Raw genomic sequence first — 25,595 nt, forward strand, 5'->3', positions numbered from 1 at the left:
GATGCGGACCGTCGAAGAACACCAGAAGGTGGTCGCGGAGCTGATCAAAGCCCGTGCACCGCAAGATGTTCCACTGAACGACACCCTCGGTCTGGTGCTGGCGGCCGATGTCGTCGCCCCGCTGTCACTGCCGGGCTTCGACAACTCCGCGATGGACGGCTACGCCGTCGTCGCCGACGACGTCGCAGGCGCCACCGAGGACACCCCGGTCCGGTTGCCCGTCGCCGAGGACATCCCGGCGGGCCGCACCGACCCGCTGAGGCTGCAACCCGGAACCGCGCACCGCATCATGACCGGGGCCCCACTGCCGTCCGGCGCTACCGCGGTGGTCCCGGTCGAGGCCACCGACGGGGCGACGGACACGGTGACGATCCGCGCGGCCGCCCGGGGCGGCCAGCACATCCGCCGCGCCGGTGAGGACGTCACGGCAGGCACCACCGTGCTGCACGCCGGTCAGGTGATCGGCCCGGCCGCCCTCGGGCTGGCCGCGGCGCTGGGACTGGCCACGCTGCCCGTGCTGCCGCCGCAGCGCGTGATGGTGATGTCGACCGGCACCGAACTCGTGGCCGCGGGCACCGAACTGCAGCCGGGCCAGATCTACGAGTCCAATGCGGTGATGCTGGCGGCGGCGGTCCGCGACGCCGGTGCGCAGGCCACCATCGCCCCGATGTCCGCCGACGACGTCGACGCGTTCCGAGCGGCGCTGGCCGCGCATGCCGTCGACGCTGACCTCATCATCACCACCGGCGGAGTGAGCGCAGGCGCCTACGAAGTGGTCAAGGACTCACTGTCGGATCAGGTGGAGTTCGTCAAGGTGGCGATGCAGCCCGGGATGCCGCAGGGGGCGGGGACGGTCGACGGCGTTCCCATCGTCACGCTGCCCGGCAATCCGGTCAGTGCGTTGGTGTCCTTCGAGGTGTTCGTCCGCTCACCGCTGCGCGCCGCGATGGGCCTCGCCGACCCCGACCGGCCGCGGCGCACCGCGCAGCTGACCGAGGATCTGACCTCGCCGCGCGGAAAACGGCAGTTCCGGAGGGGTGTGCTGACCGGAGATTCGGTAAGTAGCTACGGTCCCCCGGCCTCGCATCATCTGCGGTGGCTCGCCTCGGCGAACTGTCTGTTGGAGATAGCCGAGGACATCACCGAACTTCCGGCCGGGTCGACGGTTCCCGTCTGGGACCTGAGCTAGCGATTCCGACTCCACCCGCACGTAGAATCCTCCCGATGGCCAGACGCCCCGACCTCCAGTCCGGACCAGAACGCCTTGCGGCGCTGGTGCGATCCAGTGTTCCGCCGATGCATTCGGCGGGCCTCCCGTTCGTCGGCGCCAGCCTCGCCGTCGCGGCCCTGGGCCGCAAGCACCGTTGGGTGCGCCGGGCCGGCCTGCTGGCCGCCGGGGCGAACGCGGCGTTCTTCCGGCACCCGCCCCGGGTGGCGCCGACGCGCCCTGGCGTGGTGGTCGCCCCCGCCGACGGGCTGGTGTGCCTGATCGAGGACGCCGTCCCGCCGGCCGAGCTGGGCTTGTCCGACACCCCGCGGCCGCGGATCAGCATCTTCCTGTCGGTTCTCGACGCACATGTGCAGCGGGCACCGATCGGCGGTGACGTGGTGGCCGTGCAGCACCGCCCCGGACGTTTCCATTCGGCCGAGCTCGAAGCCGCGAGCGAGGACAACGAACGCAACAGCGTCGTCATCCGCACCCCCGAGGGCACCGAGGTGATCGCCGTGCAGATCGCCGGGCTGATCGCGCGACGCATCGTGTGCAACGCGCACGTGGGCGACAAGCTCGACATCGGCGAGACCTACGGACTGATCCGGTTCGGTTCCCGACTCGACACCTATCTCCCTGCTGGTTCGAAACTGCTCGTCACCCGGGGCCAGCGGACGCTGGCCGGAGAAACCGTCCTGGCGGAGTTGCCATGATCAAACCCCGCATGCGGCCCCCGTCGTTGATCAAGGGACGCATGAAACCGCCGCCGTTCAGCGTGCGGATGCTGCCCAGTGCCATGACGGTGGCCGCCATCTGCCTGGGCTTGTCGGCGGTCAAGATGGCGCTCGACAACCGGCCCACCGAGTCGATGGCCTTCCTGGCGGTCGCGGCGATCCTCGACGCGCTCGACGGCCGGGTCGCGCGGATGCTCAATGCCACCTCCAAGATGGGCGAGGAGATCGACTCCCTGGCCGACGCGGTGAATTTCGGTGTCGCCCCGGCCCTCATCGTCTACGGCACCCTGCTGTCGCACTCGCGGGTCGGGTGGATCGTGGTGCTGCTCTACGCGGTGTGCATCGTGTTGCGGCTGGCCCGGTTCAACGCATTGCTCGACGTGGATCAGCCTGCGTACGAGAAGGAGTACTTCGTCGGCATGCCCGCCCCGGCCGGTGCGCTCGGCGCCATCGGACCGCTCGCGGCCAAGATGCAGTTCGGCGACGGTTGGTGGACCAGCGAGTGGGCGGTGTCGATCTGGATGATCGGCGTCTCGCTGCTGGTGGTCAGCCGGATCCCGATGCGCAAGATCCACACCTTCGCGGTCCCGCCGAACATGGTGGCGCCCTTGCTCGCCCTGGTCGCGATCGGCGTGGCGGCGTCCGTGTTCTACGGCTACATCGTGATCATGGTGATCATCGTGGCCTACGTGATCCACATCCCGTTCGCGATACGCACCAAGAAATGGGTGGCCAGCCACCCCGAATCATGGGACGACAAGCCACAGCAGCGCCGTGCGACGCGGCGCGCGATTCGCCGGGCGCAACCGCACCGGCGTTCGATGGCCCGTCTGGGACTGCGGAAGCCGGGGCGCTGACATGTCGCAGCTCGAGGTCGACGAGGATCACGCGCTCGGGCATCTGCGCCTGACGGCCCGGCTGAACACCTCAGCGCTCGACTCACGTCGCGGAGTGGTCCGGCTGCATCCGGAGGCGATCGCCGCCCTCGGGCTGCGCGAGTGGGATGCGATCTCGTTGACCGGATCTCGTACCACCGCCGCTGTCGTCGGCATCGCGCCCGGCGGCACCCCGACCGGCACCGCCCTGCTCGATGACGTCACGTTGTCCAACGCCGGGGTGCGGGAAACCGCGACCGTGATCGTGGCGCCGGTGACGGTGTACGGCGCCCGGGCGGTCACGGTGAGCGGGTCGAAGCTGGCGACCGATTCGATTTCGTCGGCGACGCTGCGCCAGGCACTGCTGGGCAAGGTCATGACGGTCGGCGATACCGTGTCGCTGCTCCCCCGCGATCTGGGGCCGGGCACCTCGACATCGGCGGCTACCGCGTCGCTGGCTTCGTCGGTGGGTATCACCTGGACCTCGGAGCTGCTGACGGTGACGGGCGTCGATCCGTCCGGACCCGTGAGCATTCAACCGAATTCGGTGGTGTCGTGGGGATCGGGCCTCGAGCCGAGCACGTCGGATTCCACCGGCGCCCATACGATCAGCCCCGCACGCGCCGAGCCCGCGGTCAGCTTCGACGATCTCAAGGGCTCCCATATCCAGGCCGGCAAGCTCACCGAATGGCTCAAGCTGTCGCTCGACGAACCTCAACTCCTCGAAACCCTCGGCGCCAAACCGAATCTCGGCGTCCTGGTGACCGGTCCCGCCGGCGTCGGCAAGGCCACCATGGCGCGGACGGTGTGCGCCGAGCGGCGATTGGTCGAACTCGACGGGCCGGAAGTGGGCGCGCTGGCGGCCGACGACCGGTTGAGCCGCGTGTCCGATGCGGTCGCCTCGGTGCGCGACGGCGGCGGAGTGCTGCTGATCTCCGACGTCGACGCCCTGTTGCCTGCGACTGCCGCCGACCGGACCCCCGAACCCGTCGCGGCGCTGATCATCGCCGAGCTTCGTGACGCCGTGGCCACCCGCGGCGTGGCGTTCATCGCCACCTCTGCCGTGCCCGTCGGGGTGGACACCCGCCTGCGGGCGCCGGATCTGTGCGACCGCGAGCTCGCCCTGACACTGCCCGATGCCGCCACCCGCAAGGCGCTGCTGGAGGTGCTTCTGCGCGGCGTCCCGGCCGCCGAATTGGATCTGGGCCAGATCGCCGACCGCACACCAGGTTTCGTTGTTGCCGATCTGGCCGCCCTGGTCCGCGAGGGCGCACTGCGCGCCGCGTCACGGGCCAGCGCCGACGGCAATGCACCGGTGCTCTGGCAGGAAGACCTGACCGGGGCACTGACGGTGATCCGCCCGCTGTCGCGGTCCGCCGCCGAAGAGGTGTCGGTCGGCTCGGTGACCCTCGACGACGTCGGCGACATGGTGGAGACCAAACAGGCGCTGACCGAGGCCGTGCTGTGGCCGCTGCAGCATCCCGACACATTCCAGCGCCTCGGCGTCGAGCCTCCGCGCGGCGTGCTGCTGTACGGCCCGCCCGGCTGTGGAAAGACGTTCCTGGTGCGGGCCCTGGCCAGCTCAGGACGGCTCTCCGTGCACGCCGTCAAAGGAGCTGAGCTGATGGACAAATGGGTCGGCTCCTCGGAGAAGGCGGTGCGCGAACTGTTCGCCCGGGCACGTGACTCGGCGCCGTCATTGGTGTTCCTCGACGAGATCGACGCCCTGGCCCCGCGACGCGGGCAGAGCTTCGACTCCGGGGTGACCGACCGCGTGGTGGCGTCCCTGCTTACCGAGCTCGACGGCATCGAACCGATGAACGACGTCGTCGTGCTGGGTGCAACCAACCGACCCGACCTCATCGATCCCGCGCTGCTGCGGCCGGGCCGGTTGGAGAAGCTGGTGTTCGTCGAACCGCCCGACGCCGATGCGCGCCGTGAAATCCTGCGTACCGCAGGCAAATCCATCCCACTCGCTCCCGACGTCGATCTCGACGCGCTGGCTTCCGATCTGGACGGCTACAGCGCGGCCGACTGTGTGGCGCTGCTGCGGGAGGCGGCGTTGACGGCGATGCGCCGGTCCATCGATGCGGCCGACGTCACCGCAGCCGATGTGGCCAAAGCGCGTGAGACCGTGCGCCCGTCCTTGGACGCGGCACAGGTGCAGTCATTGCGGGAGTTCGCGGCCGGGCACTGAGGCTGCCGATTACTCGGCGATCGCCGCCAGCCGGTCGATCGATCCCTGCAGCCTGTCCGCGGTGGTGGCGCGGGCGCGGATCAGCCGCTTCTCGTCGTTGAGCTGCGTCCAGTCGTAGGTGTGGGTGACCAGGGTTCGGTTGTCGCCCAACGGTTCCAGCTCCCAGCGCCACAGATGTCCGGGTGGCTCTTTGCCGACCTCCGAAGGCCGCCACGCGATACACCTGCCTTCCTCGAACTCGACGATGCGATTCTCCCGGTCGCCGCCCTGCTTGATCGTCATGGTGAAGACGTCGCCGACGGCGCGCACGCGCTGCCCGGCGGGAGCTTCGGCCAAGTTCTCATTACCGTCCCAGCGAGGCTGCTGCGCCGGGTCCGCGATCAGCTCGAAGATCACCTCCGCCGGGGCGGCAACCTCACGACTGGCTGCGACCACCTTCGAGACTTCGGCCTTATCATCCATGAGCCAGACCATACCCACACATCGGTGGACGCAGACGAGGGGCGAGATGGAAACCTTCACCAGAAGATTCGGAATCGGCCTTTTGGCAATGCTTGCGGCCGTCTGTTGGATATGGGCAGGCTTCGCAGCTATCCAGTTCTCTCTCGTTACCGTCATCGTCGCCCTCGGACTGTCGCTGACATGCTTCTACCTGATCTTCGTGTTGCGCGCGTCGAAGAACGTTTCCGTACAGACATCATTCGACAGCGCAGGAACGGTTATCCGTCCCGATGTCCGTATCACGAAGAACATGCACAGATTGCTGGTCACCGGAACGCTATCCATGGGGCTCATGTTTGCCGCGTGGGCCATAGGTGTTCTCTACCTTCCACTCGGCGATGTTCGGCACGTTTTTCCTATTGCCTTCGGGGCTGCAGCAGCGCCCATGGCATGGCTCTGGCTCAAAGATTCAACACAGGGCGGTCTGAGCTATTTATTTCTCAGCCCCGAAGGTTTTGAGTTTGCCGGATTCATTGCGCCGAAATCTGGAAAATGGGATGACGTCAAAGAAATAGCTGACAAATTACCGAATGAAGAACGCTTTTGGAACCCGATGGTCGTCACCATGAAAAATGGAAAGACGCTGCTGATGGAAGCACCCGGGACGTATACGCCTAAAGGAACGGCCCTGGTCGACATGGTCCGCTTCTATTGGCAACACCCCGAACAGCGGGACGAGCTCACGGATGGTCGCGCCCTGACCCACATCCAGATCCCCCGAGCCGACCAACCCGAGCCCTGACGCCAGGGTCGAGCTAGACGCCACCAGCTGCACTTTTGGGCGAAAACTGATGCATTCTCGCAGTTCGACACGGTGTTAGGATCGCTGACGAGCCGAGCGGATGGGATCTTGATATGGGTGTCGGAAGTTTCTATTACCTGCAGGGTAATTACGTTTTCGGTATAGCCGACCATGCTAATGGTGCGAAGTCGAGCGTGCCGTGGGCAATGGCCGGAATCGGCACCGATCTCATGTCAATGGGTCAACTGGTCGCAACCGAGGGCGCGCAGTTGATGGCCAAATCCGCGGCCGCCTCAGGCATGGCTTCCTCGGCAGAAGGCCTCAAGAGCTTCGCCAAAGGTGCTGGAACGCCCATCATCAATGCAGGACTTATCGCACTAACCCTCGAAAGCAACATGTTGGGGTTTGGCCGGCCCGAGGACGGTGAAAGATTCACCAGGGGCGCAGACCAATTCATGTCCGCAAATGCATCCCTACTACAATCCGCACCCCCCGATGGTTGGACCGGCGACTCATCTGACGCCTACGGCAACCGCAACAAAGAGCAACAGACGCGCACAGCCGACATGTACTCGAAGGACATGGCTATCCAAAAGGTACTGGCCGAAGAAGCCAACCAGGTCGACAACACCCGCGAATTCGTGTCAAAGCGTCAGACGATACTGAGCGCATCTATCGCGCCCGCGTTAGCGGCCAAGCTCATCCCTTATGGCGGGCAGGTGATCTCAACCATGATCGAGATCGCCGCGGTCGCCGGTACCGTCCCATTCGCTACCCAACGCGTGTCCCTCATGACTCAACATGCTGGCGAGCATGCGCGTGCGATCAGAGATATCACATCGGGGTACCAATCCATCGCGTCAAATGCCGAGATGCCAGGTGGCGGCTTCGGTTCCGCTTAGCTTCTTTGCTTCAATCCCACGCCCGACGAGAGATTGCTCATGACCCAACCGGCACTTACCGTATCCGACCAAATTCGCTCGAAGGCTGCACCTCAACAGCAGGCCGCATCGCAGATCGAGATGGCTAAATCAGCACCCGATGGGGCTTCCGGCCACGTTTTCCAAACCCACGGCCTGGTGTGCTCGGCCACCGCGATGGCATTGCGATCGGCAGAGTCGGCGCGCCGCGAAGCGGCCGGGAAGATGCACCTGATCTCGACCGACCTGTCGGTCAAACTGAACAAGGCGGCCACCGACTACGACCGCACCGACCAACACGAGGGCGGCAACCTCGACGGTCAGATGCACCCGCGCTGACCCGAAGCCCCTACCTGGTCAACAACTTCCGGATGGCATCGGCCAAGTCTTCCTCCATCCACGCCGGCAACTCGGCATCGTTGGCGTGCCGGCGCACCATCGCATAGGGCAGATCGACGACCGCCCGCGACATGGCATCCATCGTGCGCGCATCGTCATTGCCGTAGATCCCACGCGCCAGCTCGCGTAACCGCTCGATGAGCGGCACGTTCATCGCCGCCAGCGTCGCGGTGAACTCCGCATCGGGCGCGCCGTCGATCAGGTCGCTCGGCCGGATGGTCAGCAGGAATCGGGCGTCCTCGGGAACCTCGCGGGCGAAGTCCACGGCAGCCACGCCCATCGCAACCGCCGCCTCCACCGCGTCGTCCGCGGACGCCGCCATCGCGCGGGATTGAAACCGCTCCAGCGCCCGCAACCAGGCCGCCGTCAGCACCCCGTTGCGATTGCCGAACCGGTGGTACAGCGTGCCGGCCGGGGCCCCGCTGACCTTGGCAATCGCCGCAACGCTTGCAGCCCTTGGCCCTTCGGCGAGCACCAACGCCCGCGTCGCATCCAAGATCGCGTCGGTTTCATGCTTCCGCGGAGGCGCCATGATCTAGTACAGTCCTTCTATATGGAACGTTTACCCTATATCGATGAGCATGCCATAACCGTCGACGCCGACGCCGCTACGACATGGGCCGCCGTCCTGCGAGCGATGTGCGGTGACCCCGCCCAACCGCGCGCCCCATTCGGATTCGCCATCGGCGAGTGCACCCCGCGCCAACGCCTGGTCCTCAAGGGCCGCCACCCCTTCTCGATCTACGAGTGGATCTTCGAGTTGGACGACCTCGGCCCGCATCGCACCCGGGTGCGCTCACAAACCTGGGCAGCCTTCCCGGGCATCCACGGCAAGATCTACCGCGCCCTGGTGATCAGCTCGGGCGGCCACGCGGTGGCGGTACGCCAGGTCCTCAAACGCATTGCGGGACAACTGCGCCCACGTCCGGATGTCCTGGCATGATCCTGAATTGGGGTGCCACGGCCCAGGAGCGTAGCGTCACCCTGCCGTGCGACGCCCTGACCCCGCCGACCGCACTCCGCGCCGATCGGGCGATCAGTGTCGACGCGCCGCCGTCGACCGTCTTCGGCTGGCTCTGCCAATTGCGGGTCGCGCCGTACAGCTACGACCTGCTCGACAACTTCGGCCGGCGCAGTCCACGCATCCGCGACCCGGAACTGACCCGGCTCCACACCGGCCAACGATTCATGCAGATGTTCACGCTGCACTCATACATCGACGACGAACACGTCACGCTGCAGTCCGGGAAGGTTGCGGTCACGTACGCCGTGCGCAGCGCAGCCGCCGGCACCCGGCTGCACGTGCGGGTGTGCTTCGACGGTCCACGGATCATCGGGTGGGCGATGGCCGCGGGCGACGTGGTGATGATGCGAAAGCAGCTGCTCACCCTGCGCGACCTGGCCGAACGGGATGCCGTCGGAAATATATCTTGACGCTGACAAGTTCCGGTGGGATAGTTCAACTAGTCACTGACTAGATTCACGGGAGTTCGAGATGGCCGACACCGCCTTACACACCGTTGAAACCGCCCGCGCCGGCGACCGGGAGCGTGAACGCACTGCCAACGACCTCGGCCAGGCCCTCACCCAGGGCTACCTGGCGATGCCCGAGTACGAGGATCGGCTGCAGTCGGCGTTCCGGGCCCAGACCACCGACGAGTTGCGCCGCCTCGTCGCAGACCTACCCGTCAATCGTCTGCGGCGTCACGATCCCCGACGCCGCGCCGCCCAGCAGCGGGCCGCCCGGATGAGCGTCACGATCCACCTCGCCGCCTACGTCGCCGGCTGTCTTCTGATGCTGGGTATCTGGCTGGCCGTCGGGTTCGGCGGTGGCGGCTGGTACTTCTGGCCCGTCTGGCCGATCATGGGCTGGGGCATCGGCGTTGCGTCACATGCCATTCCGATCTGGGCTCATGGTTCGATGAGCCCGGCGCGGATCGCATAGCGCGTCAGCGCCAACCGGTCCCGCAGGCCGAGTTTGGCCAGGATGTTGGTCCGGTGCCGGTCCACCGTCTTGGCGCTGATGGTCAGTGTCGCGGCGATCTCACGGGTCGAGTACCCCTCGGCGATCAACTTGAGGACCTCCTCCTCCCGCGGCGTGAGGATGGTGTCCGGCAACTCGCCGCCCTGCCGTGACCGGTGCAGATAGTCGCGGATCAGCGCCGTCACCGCGCCGGCGTACAGGAACGGCTCCCCGCGCATGGTCGCCCGGCAGGCTTCGAGCAGATCGCGGTCGGCCACCGACTTCAGCACATAGCCCGACGCCCCGGCCTTGAGCGCCTCGAAGAAGTACTGCTCGTTGTCGTACATCGACAGGATCAGGATCCGCACGTTCGGATGAGTCCGGTTGATCTCACGCGCGGCCTGCAATCCGGTCATCCGCGGCATCGCGATGTCGAGGATCGCCAGGTCCACCGGCGTCGTCTCCAGTGCGGTCAGCGCCTCGTGCCCGTCGGCGGCCTCGGCCACCACCTGCAGGTCGGATTCCGCATCGATGATCATCCGCAGCCCGCTACGGACCAGTGCGTGATCATCGGCGAGCAGGATTCGGGCCGGCATGTCAGGCGCCCCGCAACGGGATCACCAACCGCACTTCGGTGCCCCCACCCGGCGGTGAGCTGATCGTCAGCGCGGCATTCACCAACAGTGCCCGCTCCCGCATGCCGTTGATGCCCGCGCCCTCCCGCATCGGTTCGGTGGCGATGCCGCCGCAGCCGTCGTCGGCCACGCGCAGCGTGAGTTCACCTTCACCGGTGTGCAGATCCACCCACACCTTTCGCGCCCCGGAGTGACGCGCCACGTTGGTCAGCCCCTCCTGGGCGATCCGGTAGCACACCAGCTCGACGTCCGGCTTCAACCGGTCCGATTGCAGCGCAATGTGTTTGACCACAGCGATGCCGGATGCCTGGGCGAAGTCGTTGCACAGCGCGTTCAGCGCACTGTGCAGCCCGAGGTCCTCCAGAGCGTCCGGGCGCAGGCGTCGGGCGATCTCGCGGACCTCGTCGAGACTGGCCCGCACGATCTCCTGGGCGTCGGCAAGTTCAGCATGGATCGACGCCGGGGCACGATCGACGGCGCGCTTGAGCGTGAGCAGCGCGACGGTGAGGGTCTGGCCGATCTCGTCGTGCAATTCCCGTGCGATGCGCTGACGTTCGTTCTCCTGGGCGGCCAACGCCGACGCGCTCGCGGTGGTCCGTTCCGTCTCCAACCGATCGAGCATGGCGTTGAACGACTCGATCAAGTGCTGCAGATCGCCGCTGTCACGGCCGTCGACCCGGTCGCTGCGCTTGGGCGGATCGACTCGCCGCATTGACGCGGCGAGCCGATCCAGTGGGGCAAGACTCGATCTCAGAAGTAGTGCGTTGGCAGTCAGGATAATCGCCAAACCTACGACCAAAACTGGGATTTCGGTGAGTTTTATCCGTGAGGACACCGAGGCCGGGGACAGCGCGAGAATCAGGGTGCCCAGCGTGAAGATCAACCCGTTGATCAGGAAAACCCGGCGGAACAACGCGGCCGCCGGGGTGCGCGCCGGTTTCACCCAACCAGCGTGACCCGAGACCAGCGGTGTTGTCCATACAGGCAACACCCCCCACGGAATGGGTGTCAGCCCCGATGGTCACCCACCCCCTGGTCACCCACACTGGCAGCCACCACCGGAGCCGACATGAAATCGGACCGCCAGCTGGCACTGGCATTGCGCACAGCCGTCCCGAATTGATCGGAGAACGAGGACGATGACACTAGCGACGCATTGGAACGAACTCATGCAGGCACATGAAATCGCGGCCCACCTGCCGACGGTGCGGATCGACGACCCCGTCTCGAAGGCCGTGCAGTTGATGGTGGTCAACCGGCTCCCGGGCCTGGTGGTCGTCGATGACGACCACCACCCGGTGGCGGTGCTGCCGGGGACTCAGGTGCTGCGGTTGGCGATTCCCGAGTCCTACCAAGACGATCCGGCGTTGGTCCGCACAGTCGACGAGATTCACGCCGACCTCTTCTGGCACGGGCCGGGCAAACTCACGGTCGGTGACTGTCTCCCGGGGCCCGCGACCAAGCCCGCGACCGTGACGCCGGACGCGACGCTGTTGGAGATCGCCACCGTGATGGCCAACAAGCGCAGCCCGCTCATCGCCGTCGTCGACCGCAACGGCCGGCTCACCGGGGCCGTCACGCTCGAGCGGCTACTGACCAGTCTTGCGGTCGCCGGGCCCGGCGACTGACCCCCTGAGCCCGTGCTGGCTCCGGTTCTGGCGCTGACGATCTTCGTCGTCGCCTTCTGGTTCATCGCCACCGAGCGAGCAGACAAGGTCAAAACTGTCCTGGTCGCCGCCGGCCTGATGGCCCTGCTCGGGTTGATCCCCGGCGCCGAGGTGTTCCACTCCGAGCACCAGGGCATCGACTGGAACGTCATCTTCCTGCTGCTCGGGATGATGGTGATCGTCGGCGTCATCAAGCAGACCGGGCTGTTCGACTTCCTGGCGATCTGGGCCGCCAAGCGCTCCCGCGGCAATCCGTTCCGGCTGATGGTCATGCTGATGGCGATCACCGCCTTCGCCTCGCCGGTGCTCGACAACGTGACCATCATCCTGCTGATCGCGCCGGTGACCCTGGTGATCTGCGACCGGTTGCGTATCGCACCGCAGCCCTATCTGATCGCCGAGGTGCTGGCCTCCAACATCGGCGGGGCCGCCACCCTGATCGGGGATCCGCCGAACATCATCATCGGCAGCCGCGCCGGCCTGACCTTCAACGACTTCCTGGTCCACATGGCACCGGTCGTGATCATCATTTTCGCGCTGTTCGTCCTGTTCACCCGGGTGCTGTTCCACCGGGACCTGCGCGCCGACCAGGTCCAGATCGACGAAGTGATGGCCCTGCAGGAACGGCGCGCCATCAAGGACAAGCGCCTACTGATCCGCTCGCTTCTGGTGCTCAACGTGGTGATCGTCGGGTTCGCACTGCATTCGGTGTTGCACGTGGCGCCGTCGATCGTCGCGCTGCTGGGTGCCGGGGCGATGCTGCTGGTGACCGACATCGATGTTGCCGAGGTGCTGCCTGAGGTCGAGTGGCCCACCTTGGTGTTCTTCATGGGGCTGTTCGTCATGGTCGCCGGGTTGGTCCACACCGGTGTCATCGGAGCGCTCGGGTCGGTGGCCGAATCGGCGTTCGGCGACAACTGGTTCGGGGCGGCGACGGCGCTGCTGTTCGGTTCGGCGATCGTCGGCGCATTCGTCGACAACATTCCCTACACCGCGACGATGACGCCGGTGGTGGAGGACATGGTGGCCCAGGTCCCGGAAGCGCAGACGGGCCAGGCGCTGTGGTGGGCGTTCGCGCTCGGCGCATGTTTCAGCGGCAACGGCACCGCCATCGCCGCCAGCGCCAACGTGGTGGCCATCGGCATCGCCAAGCGGGCCGGGCATCCGATCAGCTTCTGGCGGTTCACCCGTTACGGGCTCGTGGTCACCGCGCTCAGCACCGTCCTGGCCTGGGTGTACGTCTGGCTGCGGTACTTCTGAGGTGGGCCTGAACCCGAGGCTGTACTCAGGGACAGAATCAGGCCGATTTATGTCCCTGAGTACAGTCTCGATGCCAACCGCGGCTTCGCAGCGCTCGTTCGACTCGGGCGACGACGTCCGCGATGCTGTCCTCGGCGATCACGCGGATGACGATCCACCCCGTGGCCTCCAGCTTGCGCAGAGTCTTCTGGTCCTGCACATAACGTTTGCGGTCGGACTGGTGGAACTTGCCGTCGTAGTTGACGCCGACTTTGAACCGTTCCCAGCCCATGTCCAAGATCGCGACGATGCGGCCGCGTCCCTCGACCACCATGATCTGGGTTTCATCGGGCGGCATTCCGGCGTCAGTCAGTTGCAGGCGCAGCCTTGTTTCTCGCGGCGAATCGGCACCCCGGTCGACCAGTGGCAGAGCAGCTTTCAACGCTCGAATCCCCCGGACACTCGGGTAGCGCTCGATCAGCGGAGTGACGTCGTCGACAGTGACCCGCAGAGTCCAGGCCAGGGCATCGATCCGTGCGACCGCCTCGTCGCGAGGGAAGTGACGGCCCAAGTCGAACACGGTGCGCGCCAGCGTGGTGACCGGCAGGCCCACGACCCGCTTGATCTCGTCCTCGGAAAGAGTCTCGTTCCGCACGACCAACCCCGCCGGAGGCCGGGTGTTGTTCCAGATGAGTTCGATGGGGACATCGGCGTCTACGTACGCCGCCCCGTGCAGCGCCGACGCAGCGACGCCCGCAATAACTGCCCGACGGCCCGACCACAGCCATGCACCGATGGTCCTGTCGCGCAGCGTCGGTTCGCCTCGTACATATACATCCGGGAACAGCCGCTGGTAGTGATGTCGAAGCTCGTTGCGCGTCACGAGCTGCTTGACCAACGCCTCACTACCGATCAACACCCCGCCCATGGCGGAATGTTGGCACGCCGTACCGACACCACACCGAGGCTGTACTCAGGGACAGAATCAGGCCGATTTCTGTCCCTGAGTACAGTCTCGATGCCCAATGAGGTGGGCCTACCCAGCAGCGGACATCCAATGCGCGATCGCCGCACGCACCTCCGAGGCATGCGGCAACCGCTCGCTGGCCCAGGCCACATAGCCGTCCGGCCGGACCAGCACCGCATCAGGGAGTTCGGGGCGGTTGTCGATCGCCTGCACCACATCGCAACCGGCGACGTCGACCGGCTCAGCGGTGACCAGGACAAACTTGCCTGCGCGCAACAGCTCGTAGAGCCGGGTCCCGCCGCAGTCCACATCGGCCATCCGGCGGCCGACCAACCAGTCCTCGTCCTTCGACCGTGGATAGGCGATGCCGATGCCGCTGAGCCGTTCGGCCACGAACCGCCGGGCTCGAGGTATCCGCAATACCGTCCCCAACGCGAGCACCCGCAGCCGGCGCGACGCAGCCGAACTCAGCACGATCTGGTTGAACGCATCGGTCAACCGAAGGACGCCGGCGCCGACGGGATGGCGCTCGCGTTCGTAACTGTCCAGCAGCCACGACGGCGCCTGCCCGTGGACCGCCAACGCCAGCTTCCAGCCCAGGTTGAACGCGTCGCCGAGCCCGGTGTTCATGCCCTGCCCTCCCAGCGGGGAATGCACGTGCGCGGCGTCGCCGGCCAGAAACACCCGGCCCGACCGGTAGTGCCGGGCCTGGCGCCGCTCGCTGAGGAAACGCGAACTCCACCGCATATCGCTCATGCCGAAGTCGTCGCCGGCGATGCGGTTGAACGCGTCGCGCATCTCGTCGAGCGTCACCGGCTCGTCCAGCGGCGCCTGCTCGCGCAGCCGGTCCCACGCGATGGCGCGGAACCAGCCGTCGCCGAACGGCACGAACAACACCACGCCCTCGGTCCCGGTCCGGGCGAACAGCGTCTCCGCGGGCGGCGAGGCCAGCCGGACGTCGGCCAGCAGGATGTGTGTCTCGTACTGTTTGCCGACGAAGTCGATCCCGACCAGTCGTCGCACCGCGCTGTGGGCGCCGTCGCAGCCGACCACGTAATCGGCGCTCAGGCTCTCGCCGCCCGCCAGCTCGACAGTGACACCCTGGCCGTCCTGACGCAGCCCCACCACCTCGGCGCCGCGACGCACCTGCACGCCCAGTTCGGCGGCCCTGGCCTCGAGCACGTGCTCGGTGCCGCTCTGCGGAACGATCAGCACCATCCCGAACCGGGTCGGCAGGTCCCGCAGATTCAGGGTGGCCCCGCCGGGCGGCGCCACCTCGTGCACCTCGATTCCGCGGCTCAGCAACTCATCGACCAGCCCGCGGCCGTCGAGCATTTCCAGGGTCCGCGCATGCACGGCAAAAGCCCGGGTGATGTTCGGCACAGAGGTGCGTTCCTCCAGCACCGTGACCGGCGCCCCGCCGAGCGCGAGCTCGCACGCCAGCATCAAACCGGTCGGCCCGGCCCCCACCACCAGAACCCCTTTGGTTGCCAAGAGAATTCACCCCCGTAGCGCTCGGCGGCTCTGCAGGCTGATCGTAGTCACAACGGCCCACGTAGAATGGGCGAAAATGCCATAGCCACTCATGCCGATGCTCTTCGCGCAAGCGCTCATCGGTAGCCGACACCCCGACCCCAACCCGATCGGAGTGCCATGCTCGCCGTTCTGCTCGCCCACGCGGTCGCCACCGCGCTGGCGCCACTTCTGGTGGCCAGATGGGGCCGGCGAGCGTTCTATCCGTTGGCCTTGGTGCCGCTCGGCTCCCTGGTCTGGGTCGGCCTGAACTGGCCGAGCCACGATCGCGTCCCGACCCTGAGCATCCCGTGGGTGCACGAGCTGTCAATGGACATCACGCTGCGGTTCGACTCGCTCGCGGCCATCATGAGTGTGCTGGTGCTGGCCATCGGTGCTCTCGTCCTCTTCTACTGCGGCGAGTACTTCCACCACCACGACGGCAAGATCGAGAAGCGGCTGCCCAGCTTCGCAGCCGAGCTCGTCGCCTTCTCCGGGTCCATGTTCGGCCTGGTGGTCAGCGACAACATGCTGGTTCTCTACATCTTCTGGGAAACCACCACGGTGTTGTCCTTCCTGCTGGTCGGCCACTACGCCGAGCGGGCCACCAGCCGGAGAGCGGCCACCCAGGCATTGCTGGTGACCACGTTCGGCGGCCTGGCGATGCTGGTCGGCATCATCGTGCTGGGCAACCTGTCGGGCACCTATCTGCTTTCGGAGTTGATCGCGTCTCCGCCGGGTGGCGCAGCGGCCGCGATCGGGGTGGCGCTGATCCTCGTCGGCGCATTGTCGAAATCGGCGATCGTGCCGATGCACTTCTGGCTGCCGGGCGCGATGGCCGCGCCCACTCCCGTCAGCGCGTATCTGCACGCCGCGGCGATGGTCAAGGCCGGTGTCTATCTGGTGGCCCGGATGGCGCCTGGCTTCGCCGAGACTTCGCTGTGGCGGCCGATGGTCGTCGGGCTGGGATTGCTCACGATGCTGTTGGCCGGCTGGCGCGCAGTCCGTGAATATGACCTGAAATTGATCCTGGCCTTCGGCACGGTCAGCCAGCTCGGCCTGATCACCGTCATGGTCGGCACCGGCGGCAGCGACATGATGCTGGCCGGGCTGGCCATGCTGTGTGCGCACGCGATGTTCAAGGCCGCGTTGTTCATGGTGGTCGGCATCATCGACCACACCACCGGCACCCGCGACATCCGGCGTCTCGCGGGTCTGGGGCGCCACTGCAAGCCCCTGTTGATCATCGCCGCGTGCGCAACCGCGAGCATGGCCGCGCTGCCGCCCTTCTTCGGTTTCGTCGCCAAGGAAGCCGACCTTGAGACCGTGCTGCACAGCCCGGCGCTCGGCTCCGCGGCTCCATGGGTGCTGACCGGCATCGTGGTGGGCTCGGTGTTCACCACCATCTACAGCCTGCGCTTCATGTGGGGCGCGTTCGCCGACAAGGGGCTGCCGAAACCGAGCACCCGCGTCGTTGAAATGCACCGTCCTTCAACCACTTTCCTGACCGCGCCGGCGATCCTCGCCGCGGCAGGCCTCGCCTTCGGGCTGTGGCCCGCCGGGATGGACGCGGTACTCGACGAATACGCCAACACCATGCCCGGCGGGTCCGGCTACCACCTGGCCCTGTGGCACGGGTTCGGCCTGCCGCTGCTGCTCTCGGTGGTGGTGCTCGCCGCCGGCACCGTGGTGTTCTTCGGCCGGAACCGCCTGCCCCGCACCCGGTTTGCCTATCAGCCGCTGGGCAACGCCGACCGTATGTACGACGCGGTGATCCGCGGCCTGGATGTCACCTCGGTGCGCCTGACCGGCGAGACCCAGCGCGGCTCGCTGCCGGCCACCCAGTCGGTGATCCTGTCGACGCTGGTGGTGCTGCCCATCGTGATGCTGGCGCTGGGCGCGCGCGACCGGCCGGACTTTGCACTGTGGGATTCCCCGCTGCAGGTGGTCGTCGGGTTGTTGATGCTGGCGGCCGCGATCGGCGCGACGGTGATGCGTAACCGTCTGGCCGCGGTGCTGCTGGTCGGGGTGACCGGCTACGGCTGCGGTGCGATCTTCGCCTTCCACGGCGCGCCCGATCTGGCGCTGACCCAATTCCTGGTCGAGACACTGGTTTTGGTGATCTTCGTGCTGGTCCTCCGGATCCTGCCGGCCGAGGCCGACGCCACCAACATCAACCGCCACCGGCTGCCGCGTGCCGCCCTGGCGCTGGCGGTGGGCGCCGCGGTCACGACGCTCGCGGTGTTCGCGATGGCCGCGCGCAACGGGGTGGGCATCGCCGAGCTGATCCCGGACGCGGCGTACTACCGCGGGCACGGCGCAAATGCGGTCAACGTTTTGCTGGTCGACATCCGCGCCTGGGACACCATGGGCGAGGTCATGGTGTTGCTGGTGGCCGCGACCGGGGTGGCGTCGCTGGTGTTCCGGCACCGGCGATTCGGTGCCGCACCGCGCGTCAGCACGGCGGTCGGCCAGCCCGACATCGGTCCCATCGGGGCGTACAGCCCGGCCGTCGGTGATGTGACCTGGCTGCGCGGCAGCGAGCTGCGCGACCCTCGGCACCGCTCCCTGGTGCTGGAGGTCGCGACCCGCGTCATCTTCCCGCTCATCATGGTGCTCTCGGCGTACTTCTTCTTCGCCGGCCACAACACTCCCGGCGGCGGCTTCGCCGGCGGGTTGACCGCGGGCCTGGCGCTCGTGCTGCGGTATCTGGCCGGTGGCCGTTATGAGCTCGGCGAGACGCTGCCTCTCGACGCGGGCAAGATCCTCGGCACCGGCCTTGGCCTCTCGGCCGGAACGGCGGTCGCGTCAATCTTGCTGGGAGCTCCCGCATTGTCTTCGGCTGTCCTGCACTTCGACGTGCCGGTACTCGGTTCGGTCAAGATGGTGACCGCGTTGTTCTTCGATCTGGGGGTGTATCTCATCGTCGTCGGTTTGGTGCTCGACATCTTGCGCAGCCTCGGCGCCCGCGTGGACGCGGAGATGGCCCGATGACGACCTTCCTGGTGCCGCTGATCATCATCGGCGGCCTCACCAGCACCGGCGTGTACCTGCTGCTGGAACGCAACCTGACCCGGATGTTGTTGGGGCTGTTGCTGATCGGCAATGCGGTCAACCTGTTGATCCTGACCGTCGGCGGCAAGTCGGGCAATCCACCGATCCGCGGGCGCACCAGCAACGGCGCCACCACCGACGCCGATCCGCTGGCTCAGGGCATGATCCTCACCGCGATCGTCATCAGCATGGGACTGGCGGCGTTCGTGCTGGCGCTGGCCTACCGCTCGTATCGCCTCACCACGGTCGAAGAAGTCAGTAACGATCCCGAGGACACCCGCGTCTCGCAGCAGTCGGGTGCCGAGGAAGAAGAGCTCGTTCCGGTAGCCGATCCCAACCGCGATACCGACGCGCCCGACGAACTCGATGCGCTGCCTGGATTCGAGGGGTCGAAGTGACGGCCCAGGCCCTGATCCCATTGCCGGTGCTGATCCCGGCGCTCGCCGCGGCCGCGACGCTGGTGGCCGGGCGCCGTCCCCGGTTGCAGCGGCTCATCACCCAGTTCGCGCTGACGGCGGTGGTCGTGGTGTGCGCGGCGCTGGTGTACCTGGCCGACCGCGACGGCACCCTGGTCCTGCACGTCGGCGGCTGGGGCCAGAGCGTGCCGGGCATGGGGCCGTTGGGCATCACCCTGGTGGTGGACCGGCTTTCGGCTCTCATGCTCGTGGTGTCGGCAATCGTGCTGCTGGCGGTGGTCGCGTACGCCATCGGGCAGGGTATCCGCGACGGTGACGAACGCCAGCCGGTGTCGATCTTCCTGCCCACCTATCTGGTGCTGTCGGCCGGTGTGTGCACCGCGTTCCTGGCCGGTGACCTGTTCAATCTGTTCGTCGGCTTCGAGGTGCTGCTGGCCGCGAGCTTCGTCCTGCTGACCATCGGCGCCAGCGAGGACCGCGTCCGCGCGGGCATCTCCTACGTGCTGGTGTCGATGGTGTCGTCGCTGATCTTCCTGATCGGCATCGCGCTGGTGTACGCGGCGACCGGGACGCTGAACATGGCCGAGCTGGCGTTGCGCCTCGATGACATCCCGTCGGGCACCCGCACCGCGCTGTTCGCGGTGCTGCTCGTCGCGTTCGGCATCAAGGCCGCGGTGTTCCCGCTGTCGACGTGGCTGCCCGACTCCTACCCCACCGCGCCTGCGCCGGTCACCGCGGTGTTCGCCGGCTTGCTGACGAAAGTCGGTGTGTACGCGATCATCCGGGCCCATTCGCTGCTGTTCCCGGGTGGCGGGCTGGACAACGTCCTGCTCGTGGCGGGCCTGCTCACCATGGTCATCGGCATCCTCGGCGCGATCGCCCAGAGCGACATCAAACGACTGTTGTCCTTCACGCTCGTCAGCCACATCGGCTACATGGTGTTCGGTGTCGCGCTGGCCAACCAACTCGGCATGTCCGGAGCGATCTACTACGTGGCCCACCACATCGTCGTGCAGACGACGCTGTTCCTGGTCGTCGGTCTGATCGAGCGGCAGGCCGGGGCCTCGACGTTGCAGCGACTCGGCGGGCTGGCCGCGGCCAGCCCGGTGCTGGCGTTCGTGTTCGTGGTACCTGCGCTCAACCTCGGAGGTATCCCGCCCTTCTCGGGCTTCATCGGCAAGGTGGCACTGCTGGAGGCGGGCGCCGAGAACGGTTCACCGCTGGCCTGGATCCTGGTGGCCGGCAGTGTGGTCACCAGCCTGCTGACGCTCTACGTGGTGGCGCGGGTGTGGACGAAGGCGTTCTGGCGGGCCCGCGCCGACGCACCCGAAGGACACCTGGCCGGGGCGGCACCGGCGGTGCTGCTCGACGACATCGAGGACATCGAGTTCGCCGACCGGGACAGCGTGGGACGCATGCCGATGGGAATGTTGGCTCCGACAGGCCTTTTGATCGCGGTCGGGCTGGCACTGACCGTGGCGGCCGGGCCGATCTTCTCTTACAGCGAGCGCGCGGCGGCCGAAGTACTGGACCGCGGACAGTACATCTCGGCGGTGCTCGGGGGTGATGCGCGATGAGGTGGCTGCTGCTTCGGGCCTGGATCCTGTGCTGGCTGATGCTGGTGTGGGTGCTGTTGTGGGGCAGCATCTCCGCGGCCAACATCGTGTCGGGCTTCGCCGTCGCCGTGGTGATCACGGTGCTCCTGCCGCTGCCCGCCGTCCCAGTCGAGGGCCGGGTCCATCTGTTGTCGCTGCTGCGGTTGGTCATTCAGGTCGGCGTCTGGCTGGTGATGTCCTCGTTCCAGATGGCGTGGCTCGCGGTGAGGCCGGGGCCGCTGCCGGTCAACGCGGTGTTGCGGGCGCATCTGGCGATCAAGTCGGATCTGGTCCTGGCACTCGGCGTCAACATCATCAACCTGACCCCGGGAACCATCGTGCTGGAGATCGACCAGACGCGGCGGCTGATCTACGTACATGTCGTCGATGTGGGTTCCGACCGGGCGATCAACCGGTTCCACAGCCAGATCACCACGCTGCAACGGCTTTTGGTGGCGGCCTTCGAGCGCGAGTCGGACTGGCGCCCTGCGGCCAACAAGGAGGGCGCATGACGGACCAGCGAGAAGCGAAGGCGGATCGCGCATGAGCACCGTGTGGACGATTGCCGCGGTCATGCTGACCGCCGCCGCGGCGATCACGATGTTTCGCCTGCTGGCCGGGCCGAGCACCCTGGACCGGCTGGTCGCGCTGGACACCCTGGTGGCCGTCACGCTGTGCGGTATCGGAACCTGGGCGGCGTACAGCCTCGACACCACGGTGACCTACAGCCTGACCGCGTTGGCGTTGATCAGCTTTGTCGGTTCGGTGAGCGTGGCGCGATTCCGCGTGCCCGACACCGATGAACCGCGGCAGAAGTGGGTGCCATGAACATCCTCGACATCGTCACCGCGGTCCTGATCCTGGCCGGGTCGACGCTGGCCTTGACCGCGGCGATCGGCATCGTGCGGTTCGGCGACACCATGTCGCGGATGCATTCGGCGACCAAGCCCCAGGTGCTCGGGCTGTTGCTGGTGCTGGTCGGCGCGGCGATCCGGCTCCGGGGCCACGCCGATGTCGGCATGTTGATCCTCACCGGCTTGTTCACACTGATCACCGCACCGGTGATCGCCAACCGGGTAGGGCAGCTGGCCTACCGTGAGCAGCGCAACCGGGAGAACCTACTGACCCGCGACGAGATGGCGGAGTTCGGGGAGACTGATGGCGATGGCCAGAACTGACGACGACAGCTGGGATGTCACCGAGAGCGTGGGTGCGACCGCGCTCGCGGTCGCCATGGCACGCGCCGACGAGACCGTCTCGGACACCCCGTTGTTCACCGACCCGTATGCACAGATGTTCCTCGATGCGGCAGCAGCCCGGGGGTGGCGCCCACCCACCGGCGCGATGGCCCAGCGGATCCGCGCCATCGGGAATTACGCCGCGTCCCGGACCAAGTGGTTCGACGAGTTCTTCCTGGCCGCCGGCGCAGCGGGTATCCGTCAGTCGGTGATCCTGGCGGCCGGTCTGGATGCCCGCGCCTGGCGGTTGCCCTGGATCCACGACAGCGTGGTGTTCGAGATCGACCAACCACAGGTGCTGCAGTTCAAGGAGGAGGTTCTGGCCTCCCACCGGGTTGCGTCCAAGGCCCGGCACGTCGCCGTCCCGGTCGACCTGCGCCAGGATTGGCCGAAGGCCTTGCGGGATGCGGGTTTCGACGCGAGCGAGCCCACGGCGTGGTCGGTCGAAGGGCTGCTGCCGTACCTGCCCGCCGACGCGCAGGACCTGCTGTTCGAGCGCATCACCGAGCTGTCGGCACGGGACAGCCGGATCGCGGTCGAGGCGTTCACCGCCGGGTTCTTCTCAGAAGATCACCTGGCCCGTCGCCGCGAGCGCATCGAGCAGATGCGGGCTGAGGCCGCCGAAGACGGCGATGAAATGCCTGACCCGGAACGACTGTGGTTCGTCGAGGACCGCGCCCACGTCCCCGACTGGCTCAGCGAACACCGCTGGGACGTGGGGGCACTGCCCGCCGATGACCTGATGGCGCGCTACCACCGCTCCCTGCCGGCCGATACCACCGAGGGCACCATGTCCACGGAGTTCGTCGAAGGCGTTCTGGCCGAAAAATATTCGGGATGACCGAGATTCGGCAGCCCGAGAATTGGAAGAACCGGACTGTCGTTCTCACCCTGGCGTTCCTGATGTTCGGCGGCATGTTGGTCGCCTGCGTCGTGATGACGGTGAACGCGCTACAGCGCGACGACGACGTGTACGCCGTCATCTCCGGCGGTTTCGCCCTCACCATCGGCGGCGTGCTGTTGGGCTGCGCCCTCGGTGCAGTCGGCTCGGTACGCCTGCGCGCAGTATCCACCGAGGCCGGGACGACACTTCGGTGTGCCACTGGAACCATGCTGTGCTTCGGAACCACGGGGATCGCTCTCGCACTGACCGCGACGTTCTATCTCATCTGCGCACAAGACCGCGACGACCTGCCACTCATGAATCCTGAGAATCCAGGAGACGCCATCTGGACAATGGTGATCCTGCTGATCATCACCGTGATCGCCCTGGTGTGGTACCTCGTGAAGGGCCGTACACCGCTGTTGCGCCTTGGCCCGCACAGTGTCACCTACGTCGACGGCACGAGCTCGCGCACCGAATCCTGGGACGGCATCACCGATATCACCGATGTCCCACCGAATCGCAACTCACGGCATCCGATCTGCCTCGTCCGCAAATACGACCGAGCGATTGTCATCGAGAACGCGAGCTTCTACGCGCCCAGCGGCGCCGCTCTCTACTGGATGGTGCGTCACTACTGGCTGCATCCGGAGAACCGCATGGAACTCACCGACGGCCGGGCCCTTGAGCGGCTCCGTACCGAGGATTTCTTTCCGGAGTAGTCACATTCGCCCGGCGATGAGCACCGATCATCACTCCGAGAGCTGGAACTCCACCATCGCGGTGACGGTGTCGACGGCCTCGCTGAGTACCTCGACGCGTGCCGCCTCCGACGGGGCGGCCAACAGCGCGTAGCGATCGGCCTGCCCCATGGGCAACCGAGTGGCCAAGGCGTACAAGCGGTTCTCCGGATCGACGCCGGCCGACTCGACGATCTCGCGGCTGCGGATCGGTGTCCCGCGAGCCTCGCCAATCCGGTCCAGCAGCGCCACCATCCGGTCCTCCACGTTGCTGATCCGGGCGGTGTCGGCCACGCCGTCCGGTTCGTCGGGCCACAGCTCGATCTCGGCGCGGGGATACGGGTCGTCGTCGAGCCAGCGCTGCACCCGGATGCGGTCACCCATCACGCACAGCAGTCGGTACTTGCCGACACCGAATTCCTGGCAGTCCACGATCTTGGCCAGCGCCCCGACGTCGCAGCGCCGGTCACCACCGCCCACCTCGCGGCCGGCAGAGATCAGCACGACCCCGAAAGACGGCTCGGACATGGCCATACAGTCGCCCACCATCGCCACATAGCGCGGTTCGAAGATCCGCAACGGCAATTCCTGGCCGGGCAACATGGCCACTTCGAGAGGAAACATGGGTGAGACCGTCATGAGGCCAGGATCGTCCTCGCCCGTGGGTTGGTCAATGCGCCTGAGCCGGTAGCCTCGGATGATGCCACCGTCAGCGGAGCTTGAGGCAACCCGCACGCTGCTGTCCGATCCGGGGTACACCGACCTCGATGCGGTCGACCGCCAACTGATCGAATTGCTGCAGGCCGACGGCCGCATTCCCTACGCTGAGCTGGGCCGCCGGGCGGGCATCACGGAAAAGACTGCACGACGCCGGGTTTCGCGATTACTGGACGAGGGCTACATCACCATCGCCGCCATCACCGATCCGGCGGTCCTCGGGTTCGGCTCGCTGGGACTGGCCTTGCTGACCGTCGACGGATCGCGCACGCCGGTCGATCTCGCCGCCGAACTCGCCCTGCTCGCCGAATCCGATTACGTGACGGCGACGACGGGACCGTACGGCGTGGTGCTGGAGTTGGTCTGCACCGACCCTCGCGAACTTCACGATGTGGCCTTCGGCAGGATCGCGACGCTACCAGGGGTGCGCTCGGTCGAACTGCTTCCCTACCTGCGGCTGCACTATCAGCAGGCCCGGCTGTCCGGGGTGCTGGCCGACGGCGCGGTGCGGCCGCGCGCGCTCGACGACATCGATCGCGCGATCCTGACCCGCCTCGCCGTCGACGGCCGCGCCGCCTTCCGCGACTTCGCTTCTGCGCTGGGCTTGTCCGAGACCACCATCCGGTCGCGTTACAGCCGGATGGTGGAGACGGGTGCGGCCCGGGTGATGTGCATCGCCAACCCACTACGGCTGGGCTACCGCCACAGCAGCTGGGTGGCGCTCCGCACCGATGGCCGGGCCGGCGCGCAGAAGGTCGCCGAGGCGCTGACCCGGGTCGAAGGGGTGTCGTACGTGGCGCTGACGGCCGGTCGTTGGGATGTCCTGGCCGAGGTGGTGACCGCCCGGGGTGAGGATCTGCTCAATGTGCTCGACGAGAGTATCCGCGGCCTGGACGGGGTCACCGCGATGCAGGCCTGGCCCTACTTCACGGTGCACTACAAGGCAATTCATCCCAGAGATGTCAGCCCGGCACCTTTTTGTTGATCGCGTCGACCACGGTCGCGTCCCGGTCACCCAGCACGCACATGGCACCGATGAACGAGGTCCAGATGTACGGATTCTTCTTCATCCCCGGATAGCCGTTCTTCACCAGCAACTCGACCATGCCGAGCTGGGTCGCCTCGTCCATTGACGCGTATTCGCGGCAGGTGGTTGACATCCCGTTGGGTGGCGGGGTGCTGGCCCCGCCGGTGGTCCCGGGGGACGGGAAAACCGGGGTCGACGGCGACGCCGTTCCGCTCGGCCGGCGTGTGGTGGTGGTCGTGGTGGTGGAGATCCCGGTCTGATCCGGATCGGCCATCGGGGTTCCGGCCGTGACTGCGCTGCAGCCCGAGAGGGCGAAACCCGCAACAACAATCCCCGTCACGATCCGTAGCCGCATAGCCCTCAT

29 protein-coding genes are annotated in these 25,595 nt (G+C 66.8%); 21 read left to right on the forward strand and 8 right to left on the reverse strand.

Annotated features, from left to right (window positions below; genetic code table 11):
- Window position 1: 1 nt before the first annotated feature.
- From glp to ACNQVK_RS32640, 4 genes are read left to right on the forward strand one after another with little or no spacing between them, the layout of a single operon-like run.
- A complete protein-coding gene (gene glp, locus ACNQVK_RS32625; protein ID WP_418032811.1) occupies window positions 2-1,189 on the forward strand; it encodes a gephyrin-like molybdotransferase Glp in 1,188 nt (395 codons plus the stop codon).
- Between the two features lie 35 nt (window positions 1,190-1,224).
- Window positions 1,225-1,923 carry a phosphatidylserine decarboxylase gene (locus ACNQVK_RS32630; RefSeq protein ID WP_044515572.1) on the forward strand — a complete coding sequence of 233 codons (699 nt, stop codon included), beginning with the start codon at window positions 1,225-1,227 and terminating at the stop codon, window positions 1,921-1,923.
- The gene (pssA, locus tag ACNQVK_RS32635) at window positions 1,920-2,801 is read left to right on the forward strand and encodes a CDP-diacylglycerol--serine O-phosphatidyltransferase (RefSeq protein ID WP_234927408.1); all 882 of its coding nucleotides are present in this window, start codon (window positions 1,920-1,922) and stop codon (window positions 2,799-2,801) included. Before ACNQVK_RS32630 ends, pssA begins: the two co-directional genes overlap by 4 nt.
- A gap of 1 nt (window position 2,802) precedes the next feature.
- Window positions 2,803-5,016 (forward strand): AAA family ATPase, encoded by a 2,214-nt coding sequence (locus ACNQVK_RS32640; RefSeq protein WP_418032812.1) that lies wholly within the window; start codon window positions 2,803-2,805, stop codon window positions 5,014-5,016.
- Window positions 5,017-5,025: 9 nt separating this feature from the next.
- Here the strand turns inward: ACNQVK_RS32640 and ACNQVK_RS32645 are convergent, their stop codons facing one another.
- Entirely contained in the window at window positions 5,026-5,478 is a 453-nt protein-coding gene (locus ACNQVK_RS32645) for an SRPBCC family protein (RefSeq protein WP_418032813.1), read from the reverse strand.
- A 46-nt stretch (window positions 5,479-5,524) separates the two neighbouring features.
- Here ACNQVK_RS32645 and ACNQVK_RS32650 point away from each other — a divergent pair, with 46 nt between their 5' ends.
- From ACNQVK_RS32650 to ACNQVK_RS32660, 3 genes are all read left to right on the forward strand, one after another.
- A complete protein-coding gene (locus ACNQVK_RS32650; protein WP_418032814.1) occupies window positions 5,525-6,259 on the forward strand; it encodes a hypothetical protein in 735 nt (244 codons plus the stop codon).
- A gap of 113 nt (window positions 6,260-6,372) precedes the next feature.
- On the forward strand, window positions 6,373-7,161 hold the full coding sequence (locus ACNQVK_RS32655; protein WP_418032815.1) for an EspA/EspE family type VII secretion system effector: 789 nt from the start codon (window positions 6,373-6,375) through the stop codon (window positions 7,159-7,161).
- Between the two features lie 39 nt (window positions 7,162-7,200).
- A complete protein-coding gene (locus tag ACNQVK_RS32660; RefSeq protein ID WP_418032816.1) occupies window positions 7,201-7,518 on the forward strand; it encodes an ESX-1 secretion-associated protein in 318 nt (105 codons plus the stop codon).
- A 10-nt stretch (window positions 7,519-7,528) separates the two neighbouring features.
- Here ACNQVK_RS32660 and ACNQVK_RS32665 read toward each other — a convergent pair whose 3' ends face one another.
- Window positions 7,529-8,110: a TetR/AcrR family transcriptional regulator gene (locus ACNQVK_RS32665; protein ID WP_418032817.1), complete on the reverse strand. Its 582-nt coding sequence runs from the start codon at window positions 8,108-8,110 to the stop codon at window positions 7,529-7,531.
- Between the two features lie 21 nt (window positions 8,111-8,131).
- On the opposite strand from ACNQVK_RS32665, the gene ACNQVK_RS32670 reads away from it, so the two are divergent.
- The 3 genes from ACNQVK_RS32670 (at window position 8,132) to ACNQVK_RS32680 (ending at window position 9,523) form a co-directional block, all read left to right on the forward strand.
- The gene (locus ACNQVK_RS32670; RefSeq protein ID WP_418032818.1) at window positions 8,132-8,521 is read left to right on the forward strand and encodes a hypothetical protein; all 390 of its coding nucleotides are present in this window, start codon (window positions 8,132-8,134) and stop codon (window positions 8,519-8,521) included.
- Window positions 8,518-9,012: a hypothetical protein gene (locus ACNQVK_RS32675; RefSeq protein WP_418032819.1), complete on the forward strand. Its 495-nt coding sequence runs from the start codon at window positions 8,518-8,520 to the stop codon at window positions 9,010-9,012. Before ACNQVK_RS32670 ends, ACNQVK_RS32675 begins: the two co-directional genes overlap by 4 nt.
- A 61-nt stretch (window positions 9,013-9,073) precedes the next feature.
- Window positions 9,074-9,523: a DUF1707 domain-containing protein gene (locus tag ACNQVK_RS32680; protein ID WP_418032820.1), complete on the forward strand. Its 450-nt coding sequence runs from the start codon at window positions 9,074-9,076 to the stop codon at window positions 9,521-9,523.
- Here the strand turns inward: ACNQVK_RS32680 and ACNQVK_RS32685 are convergent.
- A complete protein-coding gene (locus ACNQVK_RS32685; RefSeq protein WP_044515559.1) occupies window positions 9,490-10,137 on the reverse strand; it encodes a response regulator in 648 nt (215 codons plus the stop codon). The genes ACNQVK_RS32680 and ACNQVK_RS32685 overlap by 34 nt on opposite strands.
- A gap of 1 nt (window position 10,138) precedes the next feature.
- A complete protein-coding gene (locus ACNQVK_RS32690; protein ID WP_418032821.1) occupies window positions 10,139-11,119 on the reverse strand; it encodes a histidine kinase in 981 nt (326 codons plus the stop codon).
- 226 nt (window positions 11,120-11,345) lie between these two features.
- Between ACNQVK_RS32690 and ACNQVK_RS32695 the strand changes: the two genes are divergently transcribed.
- Window positions 11,346-11,804 (forward strand): CBS domain-containing protein, encoded by a 459-nt coding sequence (locus ACNQVK_RS32695; protein WP_418032822.1) that lies wholly within the window; start codon window positions 11,346-11,348, stop codon window positions 11,802-11,804.
- Between the two features lie 12 nt (window positions 11,805-11,816).
- Window positions 11,817-13,103, forward strand: a complete 1,287-nt coding sequence (locus tag ACNQVK_RS32700) for an SLC13 family permease (protein ID WP_418032823.1) — start codon at window positions 11,817-11,819, stop codon at window positions 13,101-13,103.
- Window positions 13,104-13,140: 37 nt separating this feature from the next.
- Here ACNQVK_RS32700 and ACNQVK_RS32705 read toward each other — a convergent pair whose 3' ends face one another.
- Both ACNQVK_RS32705 and ACNQVK_RS32710 read right to left on the reverse strand, forming a co-directional pair.
- Window positions 13,141-14,010 carry a hypothetical protein gene (locus tag ACNQVK_RS32705; RefSeq protein WP_418032824.1) on the reverse strand — a complete coding sequence of 290 codons (870 nt, stop codon included), beginning with the start codon at window positions 14,008-14,010 and terminating at the stop codon, window positions 13,141-13,143.
- A gap of 108 nt (window positions 14,011-14,118) precedes the next feature.
- The gene (locus ACNQVK_RS32710; RefSeq protein WP_418032825.1) at window positions 14,119-15,543 is read right to left on the reverse strand and encodes an FAD-dependent oxidoreductase; all 1,425 of its coding nucleotides are present in this window, start codon (window positions 15,541-15,543) and stop codon (window positions 14,119-14,121) included.
- A 159-nt stretch (window positions 15,544-15,702) separates the two neighbouring features.
- On the opposite strand from ACNQVK_RS32710, the gene ACNQVK_RS32715 reads away from it, so the two are divergent.
- Genes ACNQVK_RS32715 through ACNQVK_RS32750 form a run of 8 tightly spaced genes read left to right on the forward strand, consistent with a single transcriptional unit; the run spans window position 15,703 to window position 23,469 of the window.
- On the forward strand, window positions 15,703-18,555 hold the full coding sequence (locus ACNQVK_RS32715) for a Na+/H+ antiporter subunit A (RefSeq protein WP_418032826.1): 2,853 nt from the start codon (window positions 15,703-15,705) through the stop codon (window positions 18,553-18,555).
- On the forward strand, window positions 18,552-19,013 hold the full coding sequence (locus tag ACNQVK_RS32720) for a Na(+)/H(+) antiporter subunit C (protein ID WP_418032827.1): 462 nt from the start codon (window positions 18,552-18,554) through the stop codon (window positions 19,011-19,013). Before ACNQVK_RS32715 ends, ACNQVK_RS32720 begins: the two co-directional genes overlap by 4 nt.
- A complete protein-coding gene (locus ACNQVK_RS32725) occupies window positions 19,010-20,608 on the forward strand; it encodes a Na+/H+ antiporter subunit D (RefSeq protein ID WP_418032828.1) in 1,599 nt (532 codons plus the stop codon). The genes ACNQVK_RS32720 and ACNQVK_RS32725 overlap by 4 nt, the downstream gene beginning before the upstream one ends.
- Window positions 20,605-21,138 (forward strand): Na+/H+ antiporter subunit E, encoded by a 534-nt coding sequence (locus ACNQVK_RS32730; RefSeq protein WP_211157381.1) that lies wholly within the window; start codon window positions 20,605-20,607, stop codon window positions 21,136-21,138. The genes ACNQVK_RS32725 and ACNQVK_RS32730 overlap by 4 nt, the downstream gene beginning before the upstream one ends.
- A 31-nt stretch (window positions 21,139-21,169) precedes the next feature.
- Window positions 21,170-21,454, forward strand: a complete 285-nt coding sequence (locus tag ACNQVK_RS32735) for a monovalent cation/H+ antiporter complex subunit F (RefSeq protein ID WP_044515547.1) — start codon at window positions 21,170-21,172, stop codon at window positions 21,452-21,454.
- The gene (gene mnhG, locus ACNQVK_RS32740) at window positions 21,451-21,804 is read left to right on the forward strand and encodes a monovalent cation/H(+) antiporter subunit G (protein ID WP_418032829.1); all 354 of its coding nucleotides are present in this window, start codon (window positions 21,451-21,453) and stop codon (window positions 21,802-21,804) included. The genes ACNQVK_RS32735 and mnhG overlap by 4 nt, the downstream gene beginning before the upstream one ends.
- The gene (locus ACNQVK_RS32745; RefSeq protein ID WP_418032830.1) at window positions 21,791-22,705 is read left to right on the forward strand and encodes an SAM-dependent methyltransferase; all 915 of its coding nucleotides are present in this window, start codon (window positions 21,791-21,793) and stop codon (window positions 22,703-22,705) included. Before mnhG ends, ACNQVK_RS32745 begins: the two co-directional genes overlap by 14 nt.
- Window positions 22,702-23,469: a hypothetical protein gene (locus ACNQVK_RS32750; protein WP_418032831.1), complete on the forward strand. Its 768-nt coding sequence runs from the start codon at window positions 22,702-22,704 to the stop codon at window positions 23,467-23,469. The genes ACNQVK_RS32745 and ACNQVK_RS32750 overlap by 4 nt, the downstream gene beginning before the upstream one ends.
- A gap of 30 nt (window positions 23,470-23,499) precedes the next feature.
- On the opposite strand, the gene ACNQVK_RS32755 is transcribed toward ACNQVK_RS32750, so the two are convergent.
- Complete coding sequence (locus ACNQVK_RS32755) at window positions 23,500-24,126, reverse strand: LON peptidase substrate-binding domain-containing protein (protein WP_418032832.1); 627 nt, start codon at window positions 24,124-24,126, stop codon at window positions 23,500-23,502.
- Between the two features lie 61 nt (window positions 24,127-24,187).
- On the opposite strand from ACNQVK_RS32755, the gene ACNQVK_RS32760 reads away from it, so the two are divergent.
- The gene (locus ACNQVK_RS32760; protein ID WP_418032833.1) at window positions 24,188-25,189 is read left to right on the forward strand and encodes an Lrp/AsnC family transcriptional regulator; all 1,002 of its coding nucleotides are present in this window, start codon (window positions 24,188-24,190) and stop codon (window positions 25,187-25,189) included.
- Here the strand turns inward: ACNQVK_RS32760 and ACNQVK_RS32765 are convergent.
- Entirely contained in the window at window positions 25,167-25,586 is a 420-nt protein-coding gene (locus tag ACNQVK_RS32765; protein ID WP_418032834.1) for a hypothetical protein, read from the reverse strand. The genes ACNQVK_RS32760 and ACNQVK_RS32765 overlap by 23 nt on opposite strands.
- Between the last annotated feature and the right edge of the window lie 9 nt (window positions 25,587-25,595).

The organism is Mycobacterium sp. 134 (assembly GCF_048282715.1).
GTDB classification, from domain to species: Bacteria; Actinomycetota; Actinomycetes; order Mycobacteriales; family Mycobacteriaceae; genus Mycobacterium; species Mycobacterium septicum.

Coding starts and splice junctions, on each gene's coding strand:
- ACNQVK_RS32665 (WP_418032817.1), bottom strand. CDS start 8,110: ATGGCGCCTCCGCGGAAGCATGAAACCGACGCGATCTTGGATGCGACG.
- ACNQVK_RS32730 (WP_211157381.1), top strand. CDS start 20,605: ATGAGGTGGCTGCTGCTTCGGGCCTGGATCCTGTGCTGGCTGATGCTG.
- ACNQVK_RS32705 (WP_418032824.1), bottom strand. CDS start 14,010: ATGGGCGGGGTGTTGATCGGTAGTGAGGCGTTGGTCAAGCAGCTCGTG.
- ACNQVK_RS32715 (WP_418032826.1), top strand. CDS start 15,703: ATGCTCGCCGTTCTGCTCGCCCACGCGGTCGCCACCGCGCTGGCGCCA.
- ACNQVK_RS32750 (WP_418032831.1), top strand. CDS start 22,702: ATGACCGAGATTCGGCAGCCCGAGAATTGGAAGAACCGGACTGTCGTT.
- ACNQVK_RS32685 (WP_044515559.1), bottom strand. CDS start 10,137: ATGCCGGCCCGAATCCTGCTCGCCGATGATCACGCACTGGTCCGTAGC.
- ACNQVK_RS32745 (WP_418032830.1), top strand. CDS start 21,791: ATGGCCAGAACTGACGACGACAGCTGGGATGTCACCGAGAGCGTGGGT.
- ACNQVK_RS32655 (WP_418032815.1), top strand. CDS start 6,373: ATGGGTGTCGGAAGTTTCTATTACCTGCAGGGTAATTACGTTTTCGGT.
- glp (WP_418032811.1), top strand. CDS start 2: ATGCGGACCGTCGAAGAACACCAGAAGGTGGTCGCGGAGCTGATCAAA.
- ACNQVK_RS32650 (WP_418032814.1), top strand. CDS start 5,525: ATGGAAACCTTCACCAGAAGATTCGGAATCGGCCTTTTGGCAATGCTT.
- ACNQVK_RS32640 (WP_418032812.1), top strand. CDS start 2,803: ATGTCGCAGCTCGAGGTCGACGAGGATCACGCGCTCGGGCATCTGCGC.
- ACNQVK_RS32670 (WP_418032818.1), top strand. CDS start 8,132: ATGGAACGTTTACCCTATATCGATGAGCATGCCATAACCGTCGACGCC.
- ACNQVK_RS32760 (WP_418032833.1), top strand. CDS start 24,188: ATGCCACCGTCAGCGGAGCTTGAGGCAACCCGCACGCTGCTGTCCGAT.
- ACNQVK_RS32645 (WP_418032813.1), bottom strand. CDS start 5,478: ATGGATGATAAGGCCGAAGTCTCGAAGGTGGTCGCAGCCAGTCGTGAG.
- ACNQVK_RS32695 (WP_418032822.1), top strand. CDS start 11,346: ATGCAGGCACATGAAATCGCGGCCCACCTGCCGACGGTGCGGATCGAC.
- ACNQVK_RS32720 (WP_418032827.1), top strand. CDS start 18,552: ATGACGACCTTCCTGGTGCCGCTGATCATCATCGGCGGCCTCACCAGC.
- pssA (WP_234927408.1), top strand. CDS start 1,920: ATGATCAAACCCCGCATGCGGCCCCCGTCGTTGATCAAGGGACGCATG.
- ACNQVK_RS32765 (WP_418032834.1), bottom strand. CDS start 25,586: ATGCGGCTACGGATCGTGACGGGGATTGTTGTTGCGGGTTTCGCCCTC.
- ACNQVK_RS32755 (WP_418032832.1), bottom strand. CDS start 24,126: ATGACGGTCTCACCCATGTTTCCTCTCGAAGTGGCCATGTTGCCCGGC.
- ACNQVK_RS32630 (WP_044515572.1), top strand. CDS start 1,225: ATGGCCAGACGCCCCGACCTCCAGTCCGGACCAGAACGCCTTGCGGCG.
- mnhG (WP_418032829.1), top strand. CDS start 21,451: ATGAACATCCTCGACATCGTCACCGCGGTCCTGATCCTGGCCGGGTCG.
- ACNQVK_RS32680 (WP_418032820.1), top strand. CDS start 9,074: ATGGCCGACACCGCCTTACACACCGTTGAAACCGCCCGCGCCGGCGAC.
- ACNQVK_RS32675 (WP_418032819.1), top strand. CDS start 8,518: ATGATCCTGAATTGGGGTGCCACGGCCCAGGAGCGTAGCGTCACCCTG.
- ACNQVK_RS32735 (WP_044515547.1), top strand. CDS start 21,170: ATGAGCACCGTGTGGACGATTGCCGCGGTCATGCTGACCGCCGCCGCG.
- ACNQVK_RS32660 (WP_418032816.1), top strand. CDS start 7,201: ATGACCCAACCGGCACTTACCGTATCCGACCAAATTCGCTCGAAGGCT.